The sequence below is a fragment of the Acetobacter sp. P1H12_c genome (assembly GCF_018811975.1).
In the GTDB taxonomy this organism is placed as follows: domain Bacteria; phylum Pseudomonadota; class Alphaproteobacteria; order Acetobacterales; family Acetobacteraceae; genus Acetobacter; species Acetobacter persici.
In genome coordinates this window covers 1-1,273 of sequence record NZ_JACRVR010000088.1, presented here as the reverse complement: position 1 = coordinate 1,273, position 1,273 = coordinate 1, and the positions used below count along the sequence as shown (strand labels likewise).

Sequence of the window (1,273 nt, the reverse complement as noted above, 5' to 3'; positions counted from 1 at the left end):
TGGAGGGATCGAAGAACCGTTGACTGATGTGCTTGGCGGGTAATTTCTGGCTTTTGGCGATTTGATTGACGGTTTTTGCGATGGCATCCGGTCTGCGTTTTGAGCAGATTGGGAGCTGTTACCCGCTTGATAGCTACGCTGTGGTGCTGATCCGCTGCAGGAAGAGGAAGCGGCGCATGTTGTAGACGATATTGGCCAGCCCGATCCTCATGGTGGCCCGGGTAATACCGACAGTTCGGATGAACAATCCCGTCTGTGATTTCTGGTCGGCGAAAACATGCTCGACACGCGAGCGGATCATGGACTTTCCTGCATTGGACCGCTGGATATGGAGTGGCATGGGTTTGAGATGCGGCTTCTTCCTGTGAACCTTTGAGACAAAGCCATGCTTTTCCATGAAGTCTTCATTGGCTTTTGAGCGATACGCTGTATCAGCCCAGACGCTTGAGGCCGTATTGGTTTTATCCAGCAGCCCCTCTCTCAATCGCGCACCATCACTGGCGGCGGCATCCGTCGTCTTCCATTTTCGGATGAACCGAAACTTCCGATCGATGGAGACGTGGGATTTGTAGCCAAAGAACGGGATGGCAAGATCGCTGGATGGCATGGTTCCATCATTCTGCTGCTTCGCCTTCGTGAACTTCAGCGTCCATCGTGTTGGAGGGCTTGTCCTGCCAGTCTTCAGGAATACGGCCTGCTCGCAGATCCGCTTTCTCTGCGTTTGTATTGCGCTGCTTCGGAGCCGCTACGAGCGTGGCATCCAGGATCTGGCCTGACATCGGCAGATAACCAGCGCTGCGCAGGGTCGCATCAAAGCGCTCAAACAGTCTTTCAATGGCCCCCGCCTGTGTCAGGCGTTCACGGAACAGCCAGATTGTTTTGGCATCGGGCACCCGATCTGAAAGTCCCAGACCAAGGAAACGCATAAAGGAGAGGCGATCGTTGATGAGATACTCTGTCCGCTCATCAGACAAATTGTTGAGCGTCTGGATCACCAGGATCTTGAACATCAACACCGGATCAAATGGCGGTCGCCCGCCCTTGCTTCCATCTGAATAGGCCAGCGCCTTCTCCAGATCAGGGCGGAACACCTCAAAATCCACAGTCCGGGAAAACGCTTCAAGCTGATCGCCAAGACCGCTCAAACGAGCAAGCCGCTCTTCAACATCAAAAAAACCAGGCTGTTTCATTATTCATTCATCCACCCAATCACCACAGGAGGTATGGAATCACAGATACGCACTCAAAACCATGGAGKTTTTAGAACCCTCCA

Annotated in this window: 1 pseudogene; it reads right to left on the bottom strand. The window is 53.1% G+C overall.

Features of this window, described 5'->3' with window-relative positions:
- Positions 1-133: 133 nt before the first annotated feature.
- Positions 134-1,193: pseudogene (locus KP699_RS16200) on the bottom strand (IS5 family transposase).
- Positions 1,194-1,273: the final 80 nt, after the last annotated feature.